Origin of the sequence: Streptomyces sp. AF1A (genome assembly GCF_047340315.1) — a bacterium.
Classification (GTDB): domain Bacteria; phylum Actinomycetota; class Actinomycetes; order Streptomycetales; family Streptomycetaceae; genus Streptomyces.
On the sequence record NZ_JBLEBI010000238.1, the window covers coordinates 1 to 8,478 of the forward strand.

Genomic DNA, 8,478 nt, shown 5'->3' on the forward strand with positions numbered 1-8,478 from the left:
ATGCTTGACGGGCCGCGTCGAGGCGATGTTCAGGTGACTCGTCCGAGATGGCCCATGCGATATAGGCGTCTGGTCTGACCAGAACACTCTTTTTGGTGGCGCCCTTCGGGGATACGATCTCCACCTCGCCGGCCCACTCTGTGATCAGTGAGGGGAAGCGCTCCGTGTCGGACGGTGTGACAAGGACGAACCGTCGCTTGCGGAGGGCTTCGTAGAGTCTGCGTCCGTCGCTGAGGGGGACATCAGGTGCCCGCTTCCCGGCTAGGGGATGTGCGCCGACCGCGGCGGCGTAGGAAATGTCGATTCCCGAGATTGCCATGGCCAGTCGTCGGGCCACTGGTGGGGTCTGCAGCACCGTACGCGCCGACAAGTCACGGAGGCCGCACCATGCCCGCGGTGTGGTGAGGACGCCGCGGAGCAGTGCCCCGCTCATCCGCAGAACCCGGTGTCCCACCGGGTGCCGTTCGTTCTGATAGCTGTCGAGCAGGGAGTCTGGTGCGCGGCCACGCCGAACGGCTGCGAGTTTCCAGCTCAGGTTTGCGGAGTCCTGGATGCTGGTGTTGAGACCCATGCCGCCGGCCGGGGAATGGACGTGGGCGGCGTCGCCGACGAGGAATACTCGGCCTACTCGGTAGCTCGGCGACTGGCGTTCGTCGCTGTGGAATCTGGAGAGCCAGCGAGGGTCGTGCATGCCGAAGTCGCTGCCGAGCGCCTGGCGGGCGACGTCTTTGATTTCTTCCAGATCGACCGAGGCGTTGTCGGGCATGGGGTGGTGGCGATTCCAGGCCATGACCCTGAACCAGCCGTCGCCGAACGGGACGACAATGGCGAAGGCGTCTCCGGTCGCTGCCACGGTAGGCGGCTTCTTCGGCGGATCAGCCATCCGGACGTCTGCGAGCATCATGGAGCGAACGGCGGAGCGGCCGGGGAATGGGAGACCGAGGGACTGGCGCACGCAACTGCTTCGTCCGTCTGCGCCGACGACGAAGTCTGCGCGCAGGCTGTGTTCAGTGCCAGCTGGTGTCTTCACCGTGACGTCGACACCGCCCGGGTCTTGCTGGACGCCAGTCACTTCGTGGGCCCGCATGATGTTCACGCCGTGTGTCACGGCGCGGGACAGGAGCAGTCGCTCGGTGTTGTACTGGGGCGTCACGAGCACGTAGGGGTAACGGGTCGGCAGGTGCGACAGATCGATCCGCAGAAATTGCAAGACCGGGTTGCGGAGGCCTGTCAGCAGCAGGTCGTCGGCCAGGCCGCGAGCATCCAGTTGCTCCATCGTTCGGGCGTGAACGGCGAATGCACGTGTCAGCTGGGATTCCCCTTCTCGCCGTTCCACGACGGTGCAGCGCACTCCGGCCTCGGCAAGGTCACCTGCGAGCAGCAACCCCGCTGGACCAGCACCGACGACCAGCACGTCAACGTCGGATCCCATGTCCTGCCCTCCGCGTGTCACAGAACGAGTAGTAACGACCCGTGACCACCTGGCTGCCGCCCGCCACCGGTGGTGATGTTCAGGGCGGGTGGGTGACGGTGCCCGGAGTTCACTCGGGTGGCGCAACTGGTAACTCTCCTGACCGCAAGGACCACCGTACGAGACAGGCCACTTCCTCGCCTGCCGGGCAACGACCGTCCCACTCGTACCGAAGCGGCGGTTCCAGACGCGCTGAATCGCTGCCCCGCAATTGACGTTGACCTAAAGCGGCGCCGCTTTCGCGTCACATCCCCGGAGGGCGTCACGTGAGGGGCCCGCGAGCGGACGTCGAGAGGAGCGCAACCATGCCCTTCGCCACCGCCGAGGACGGCACGCAGATCTTTAGCCCGTGCTCTTCTCCCACGGCTGGCCACTCACCGCCGACGCCTGGGACCCCCAGATGAAGCTCATGGTGGACAACGGATTCCGCGCCATCGCTCACGACCGGCGCGGTGGCGGCCGCTCCGGCCAGCCCTGGGACGGCAACAATCTCGACACGTACGCCGACGACCTGGCCGCGGTCATCGAAACCGAAGACCTGCACGACGTCATTCTGGTCGGGCACTCCACCGGCGGCGGCGAAGTCACCCGCTACATCGGCCGGCACGGCACGGCACGGGTCGCCAGGCTGGTCCTGCTCGGCGCGATCCCGCCGCTGATGCTGAAAACGGAAGCCAACCCCGAGGGCCTGCCGATCGAGGTGTTCGACGAGATCCGCCAGGGTGTGCTCACGGACCGCTCGCAGTACTACAAGGACCTCAGTGCCCCGTTCTACGGTGCGAACTGTGAGGGCTCGACCGTCTCCCAGGGAACGCGTGACGAGTTCTGGCTCTGGAGCATGACAGTCGGCATCAAGGGCGCCTACGACTGCATCAAGGCGTTCTCCGAGACGGACACGACCGAGGACCTGAAGAAGGTCGATGTGCCGACACTGATCGTGCATGGCGACGACGACCAGATCGTGCCCATCGTCTCCACGGGCGCCAAATCATCCAAGATCGTCAAGGGCGCGCAGTACAAGGTCTACGAGGGCGCTCCCCATGGCCTTGCGATGGTGCCCAAGTACGCCGAGATCTTCAACAAAGACCTGCTTGAGTTCGCGCGGAGTTAGCGGCGGCTCGCGCCCGGTGAACGGCAGCACTGCCGCTGGAACTGCTGGGAATCGGCGCTGTGAATTGACCGCCCGGAAGGGCCGGCCCATCGCCTGACAGACCGCGCATTGGCCGCATGCGCAAAGGGCATTCGCCGTGCCGGTCGCCGCAAACCTGCGTTGGGCAGCGGCGGCGGTCGGCAGCGCCCCCGAACCATGTCCCGGACGACTGCGTCCGGAGCGGCTGAATCTGGCTCGGCGGCCGGGTTGATCGGTTCGCCGTGTCAGCCGACCGGGCGCCTGCGGTGAGGTGCAGTCGATGGCGCAGCGGCACGGCCGAAGAGGGCCCGCTCGAGGGCATGACGAAAGGGGCGGGTCGGCACCTGTGCCGGGGCAGCGGCCAGGACAGTCGTGGGAACGTTCGAAGGGCAGGTATGCTGGACGCTCGCGCGCCGATCCCAGGCGGGCCCACCCTGATCGCTGTTTGTCGGCATATCGCCTGTGGACGATGCCGACCCGCAGGATGTTCAGTGCCGGGACAGCTGCTTAAGGGCGGCCTGGCCTATCTGCAGCAAAGCCGAGCCGTCCATGTCGGTCTTGGCGAGAAACTCGATGCCCTGCATGACGGCGAGGAGCAGTCGCCCGAGCTCCTGGGCGTCCGCGCTCGGTTCGACCGTCCCGTCGTCCTGGGCTTCCTTTACGCAGGCGATCAAAAGATCTTCGACCGCTTGATAGGTGGTCCGGGCTCGGGAGACCACATCCGGATCGTTGCTGTGCAGCTCGGACGTACTGTTGACCAGAAGACAGCCGCGGCGCTGCGGGTCCTCCGTGAATCCCTTGGCCACCCCCTCAACGAGCAGGGTCAGGCGTTCGAAGGGCGTCCCGGGCCCGGTGAGGACCGCCCGGACGCCGTTCAGCTGTTCCTCGCGGTAGCAGTCCAGTACGTGCAAGAACAGCTGCCGCTTGTCGCCGAAGGCGCCGTAGAGACTTCCCTTGCCCAGTCCGGTGGCGTCCGTCAGGTTCTGCAGTGATGTAGCCGCGTACCCCCGGTTCCAGAACTGCTCGCGCGCAGACTCCAGTACCTGGTTGTCATCGAAATTCCGCGGTCGCCCCATGACAACAGCATACGTCCTTCTTGACCTATCGGTCCAGATCACCGGGCGCGCAGCACAGGCCGGCTGCTCGCGGTGACGCGGGAGGACCTGAGCGTTCCCCTCGCCGCCGCTGGCAGGGCCGCCGGGCAGGGTGAGGCCGGGCGACAGGTGGCATGCAATGCATGGCTCTCCGTCAGGGGTTCTCCCGGCACCCTCGCGGACAGGCCTGCGCCGGCCGCCCTGTCGCGCCTCGACAGCGTGCCCGCGGTCACGTTTTTGTCCGTACGGTCCATAACAAGGTTCTTTACCGTATAGTCCATAACTGGGCTCGGGGCCATCCGGTTCGGGCCGTAAAAACCGCATTGGTGCACGACTTCTGGCGTTCGCACCGGACAGGGGTAAACGATCATGGGGCAGCTTGACGGGAAGACGGCAGTCATCACCGGAGGCAACAGCGGAATCGGACTGGCCACCGCCAAGCGATTCGCACGTGAAGGCGCCCACGTGTTCATCACCGGCCGCCGGCAGGAGGCCCTCGACGCCGCGCTGGCCGAGATCGGCGGCGAAGCCACCGCCGTCAGGGGCGACGTCGCGGATCTCGCGGACATCGACCGCCTCTACGCGGCTGTCGCCGAGCGAGGCCGGCCCATCGACGTACTGTTCGCCAACGCGGGAGGCGGTCAGTTCGCTGCTCTTGAGCAGGTCACCGAGGAGCACTTCGACACCACCTTCAACATCAACGTACGGGGAATGCTCTTCACTGTTCAGAAGGCCATTCCGCTGCTCAACGACGGCGCCTCGGTGATCCTGACCGGATCGACTGCCGCAACCTCAGGCGGCGCCGCCTTCGGCGTGTACGCCGCGTCCAAGGCTGCGGTCCGTTCCTTCTCTCGCACCTGGGCCAACGAACTGAGCGGCCGCGCGATCCGGGTGAACACCCTGGTCCCCGGCCCGATCGTCACCCCGGGCATCACCGGCCTGGCTGCCGACGCCGACCAGGCCGCACAGATGAGGGACGCCTTCGCCAGCCAGATTCCGCTGGGTCGCATGGGGCAGCCGGACGAGGCCGCTGCCGCCGCACTGTTCCTCGCCGGCAATGAGAGCAGCTTCGTCACCGGATCCGAGCTTTTCGTGGATGGCGGACTCAACCAGATCTGATCGCCGCAAGAGGATGCGCTGTGCCTGTCCCGGCGAAGACGACAGTCGCCCTGTCCGCGTCGCGATCACACCGGTAGTCACACCGAACCCAACGGGCGGACGCAGCGCCGACAGTGTGTACGCAAACGCTGACATACGGAATCTGAGGTTGATCCCTGGGAGCGGACACCGGGTTTCATGCGACGAGTGGCAGCCTATGTGATGCGGTCAGTTGCTGTTCGAACTCGGCTGGTGTGCGGCAGCCGAGCGCGGAACGCCGACGGCGCCGGTTGTAGTACGACAGCCAGCAGAACAGCTCCAGCCGCGTCTGTGCCTTTGAGGTCCAGTGCCTTCCGTGGAGCAACTCGCGCTTGAGGCCCTGGAAGAACGACTCGCCGAGGGCATTGCCATAGCTTGAGCCGACCCGGCCCATGCCGCGGCGGATGCCAGGCCGGCCCGCAGCCGGGCCGGCTCCTCCGCCGCGTTCCCTCTGCCATCGCGGTCCTCGGGCGCCGCATGGGCCTCATCCTTGCGCACCCAGGTCCGAAGCGGCTCGGCGAGCCTGACGTGGCGACCCGGCCGACCGAGCGGTCACCGCATTGGCACAGCTCGACGATCTCAGCCTGAACTCCGGAGTGATCGAGCGGCGAGGACGCGGCTCCCGGAAGGCTGTGGGCGCCCTACTACAACGAAAGATCGGTGAGGACCAGCACACGCTCATAGGTGTAGTCCGCCATGGCGAACTTCACTCCTTCGCGGCCGACACCAGACTGCTTGACCCCGCCGTAGGGCATCTGGTCGGCGCGATAGGAGGGCACGTCGCCGATCACGACTCCGCCGACTTCCAGAGCCCGATGTGCCCGGAAGGCGGCCTGCAGGTCGCGTGTGAACACCCCTGTCTGCAGACCGTACTTGGAGTCGTTCACGGCCGCGAAAGCCTCGGCCTCGCTGGACACCTTGAGTACCGTCAGAACTGGCCCGAAGACCTCCTCGCAGGCCAGGGTCGTGTCTGCTGGAACATCCGCGAGGACCGTAGGCGTGTACGAGGCGCCCTCCCGCTTGCCGCCCGTATACAGCGTGGCCCCGGAACCGACGGCTTCGTCGACCCATGACTCGACGCGGCACGCTGCGTCCTCACTGACAAGCGGACCCACATCGGTTCTGTCATTCGTAGGGTCCCCGGTGACCTGAGATGCGACGGCTGCGACGATACGCGGCAACAGCCGGTCGTACACCGCGGCGTCAGCTATGACACGCTGCACGGAGATACAGGACTGCCCGCCCTGGTAGTTGGAGAACGTAGCGATGCGCGCGGCGGCCCGGTCGAGATCCTCGTCGCTCGTGAAGTCGGCCAACACCACGGCAGCACCGTTCCCGCCGAGCTCCAACGTGCAGTGCTTTCTGGGAACGGAGTCCATGATGGCGTACCCGACCCTCTCGGAGCCGGTGAACGAGATAACGGGCAGGCGCTCGTCCTGCACCAGCTCCGGCATCCGGTCATTGGCGACCGGCAGGATGCTCCATGAACCGGCCGGCAGTTCTGTCTCGGCAAGGAGGTCACCGATGATCAGACCCGAGAGCGGAGTATCGGGCGCCGGCTTCAGGATGATCGGGGCGCCGGCCGCGATGGCCGGGGCGACTTTGTGGGCGCACTGGTTCAGCGGGAAGTTGAACGGCGTGATCCCCAGCACAACGCCCTTCGGGAAGCGGCGGGTGAGCGCCAGTCGGCCCTGGCCGCCGGCGTCAGTGTCGAGCCGCTGGGCCTCACCGCTGTTGAAGCGGCGGGCTTCCTCCGCGGCGAACCGGAACACGGACACCGCACGGCCGACCTCTACGCGAGCCCACTTGATCGGCTTTCCGTTCTCCGCGGAGATGAGCTGCGCGATCTCCTCGCTGCGCTCCATAAGGCGCTTGCTCACGTGGTCGAGCGCGGCGGCACGAACATATGCGGGAGTAGCCGCGAACTCATCGCGAACGGCATACGCCGCCGCCACCGCCTCCTCCACCTGCTCATCGGTGGGCACACTGACCTCTCCGATGAGCTGACCGGTCCAGGGGGAGGTAACAGCCAAGGTCGTCTCACCGCTGGCCGGACGGCCGGCGAGCCAGAAAGCGCGGGTGGAAATCATGTCCGGTCATGGCCCTTTACGTCTGAAGGTGCGCTGGCGTTCATCCGCCAACCGTTACACCGTAGGACCGCCGAGGTGACGGACGACTTGTACGTGGTGTACTGATCGCATGCACGCGCATGCCCGAAGGTAGCCTTGAGTGCGATCGCCCATCCCTCGACCGAAAACTCGGGTCTGCCGCGCGATCGGGTGTCAACCTGTCACCCGAACCTGCGTCAGGCCCCTGAACCACTGGGGGATCCAGCAGGCTCGGCCGTCGCGAGGTGAAACGCAAACTGCGTACAGGAGGGTCAGCGGGTCTACGCGCGGTTCGTCGGCCGTCGCCGACGAGGCGGCGGGGCAGGGACAGGACGTCCTCGACACATGGCACCGCGCGGTGGGCCGCTGACTGCCGGCGCTGGTTGAGGCGTGCTTATGGGGGATGAGGGCTGTTTTACCGGCAGCGGCCCCCCTCAGTGCATCAGGTCGACCAGTTCGTCCGTCGACAGCAAAGCATGGGCGAAGAACCTATAGTTGATCATGGCCGCCTGATAACCGTCGCCCCAGACCGGGTGTCGGGGTCCAGCTGTTGCATCCCTGACCACGGCGACTTCAAATCCCTCCTCGATGAGGTGGCGCATATGGGACTCAACGCACATGTTCGCCAACATCCCACCAAGAATAATTCCTTGAATTTTTCGCTTGCGCAATTGCAGTACCAGGTCGTTGGTTTCCGGCCCGAACACCTTGTGCGGGCTTGCGACCACCGTTCTGCCGTCCTCGATGTAGGGTTTGAAGCGCTCCAGCCAGTCTGCCCCGGAGTTCCGGAATCCCGCCAGATCGAGCTGTCCCGCCCGTGCGAAGGTATGTGTCTCCAGTTCGTTTGTCTCCAGCGGACCGTTCATTCGCCAACCGTAGTCGGTCGGGTAGAAGTAATGGGGCGAGATGAAGACCTCGTATCCGGCCGCCTTCGCCACCTCGAAGATTCTCTCCATGTTCTCGACGGTCCTGTTTTCTGTGACGCTCGCCCCCACCACGTCCCAGTTCGCTCCGTCCTCGCTCAGCACGTCGTTCTGTGGATCGATGAACACGAGCGCCGTGTCGGTCTTATTGAATTCCACTTGCCCGCTCCTCATGCGATTAACAGGCCACTGGTCTGATGGGCATTGGTGCAGCGGGTGCCCTTCCGGAGTGCATTCCAGTCCGGTGACCAGTGGTTTTCCACGTGCACCTTGGAGCGCGTGCCCCGAGGAGGCGCTGTCCCGGCTATTCGGCTCTCCGTCCACTTTGCCCCATCGCGGGACCTTGTGCATCGGTGAGCCACCTCGGTGATCCGTTTTCTGCCGCCCCCCTTGCATCGCGGGGCGCCCGGGCGGCGAGCGCGGTCCGGATGGCGTGGCGGAGCTCTCTGTCACCGCAGGCCTGTCGCTGCCAAGCATCACCCGGTGCTTCGCCGACGGGCTGGTCGCTCCGCCGAATTGCGGTCAGCGACGTGTCCTGCTGGAACTCGGGCACGGCGATCACGTAGCCGACGCCGAGTTGCTCGAGCAGGCGGCTCACGGCACATCCCTCTACTAA

General features: G+C 65.7%; 5 protein-coding genes and 2 pseudogenes. 2 read left to right on the forward strand and 5 right to left on the reverse strand.

The features are described 5' to 3' along the window. Positions 1-1,432: FAD-dependent monooxygenase (locus ACLU3S_RS34025; protein WP_413955846.1), on the reverse strand; the 1,432-nt coding region annotated here is incomplete at its 3' end. Positions 1,433-1,776: 344 nt separating this feature from the next. Between ACLU3S_RS34025 and ACLU3S_RS34030 the strand changes: the two are divergent. Beyond that, positions 1,777-2,582: pseudogene (locus ACLU3S_RS34030) on the forward strand (alpha/beta fold hydrolase). Between the two features lie 506 nt (positions 2,583-3,088). Here the strand turns inward: ACLU3S_RS34030 and ACLU3S_RS34035 are convergent. Continuing rightward, complete coding sequence (locus tag ACLU3S_RS34035) at positions 3,089-3,676, reverse strand: TetR/AcrR family transcriptional regulator (RefSeq protein WP_413955847.1); 588 nt, start codon at positions 3,674-3,676, stop codon at positions 3,089-3,091. Between the two features lie 387 nt (positions 3,677-4,063). On the opposite strand from ACLU3S_RS34035, the gene ACLU3S_RS34040 reads away from it, so the two are divergent. After that, a complete protein-coding gene (locus tag ACLU3S_RS34040; protein ID WP_413955848.1) occupies positions 4,064-4,813 on the forward strand; it encodes a glucose 1-dehydrogenase in 750 nt (249 codons plus the stop codon). 175 nt (positions 4,814-4,988) lie between these two features. On the opposite strand, the pseudogene ACLU3S_RS34045 reads toward ACLU3S_RS34040, so the two are convergent. The 3 genes and pseudogenes from ACLU3S_RS34045 to ACLU3S_RS34055 all read right to left on the reverse strand — a co-directional run. Next, a pseudogene (locus ACLU3S_RS34045) lies at positions 4,989-5,231 on the reverse strand (integrase core domain-containing protein); the annotation flags it as partial. A 244-nt stretch (positions 5,232-5,475) separates the two neighbouring features. After that, positions 5,476-6,921 (reverse strand): aldehyde dehydrogenase family protein, encoded by a 1,446-nt coding sequence (locus ACLU3S_RS34050; protein WP_413955849.1) that lies wholly within the window; start codon positions 6,919-6,921, stop codon positions 5,476-5,478. A gap of 452 nt (positions 6,922-7,373) precedes the next feature. Then, complete coding sequence (locus tag ACLU3S_RS34055) at positions 7,374-8,021, reverse strand: cysteine hydrolase (protein ID WP_413955850.1); 648 nt, start codon at positions 8,019-8,021, stop codon at positions 7,374-7,376. Positions 8,022-8,478: the final 457 nt, after the last annotated feature.

Coding starts and splice junctions, on each gene's coding strand:
- ACLU3S_RS34035 (WP_413955847.1), bottom strand. CDS start 3,676: ATGGGGCGACCGCGGAATTTCGATGACAACCAGGTACTGGAGTCTGCG.
- ACLU3S_RS34050 (WP_413955849.1), bottom strand. CDS start 6,921: ATGATTTCCACCCGCGCTTTCTGGCTCGCCGGCCGTCCGGCCAGCGGT.
- ACLU3S_RS34040 (WP_413955848.1), top strand. CDS start 4,064: ATGGGGCAGCTTGACGGGAAGACGGCAGTCATCACCGGAGGCAACAGC.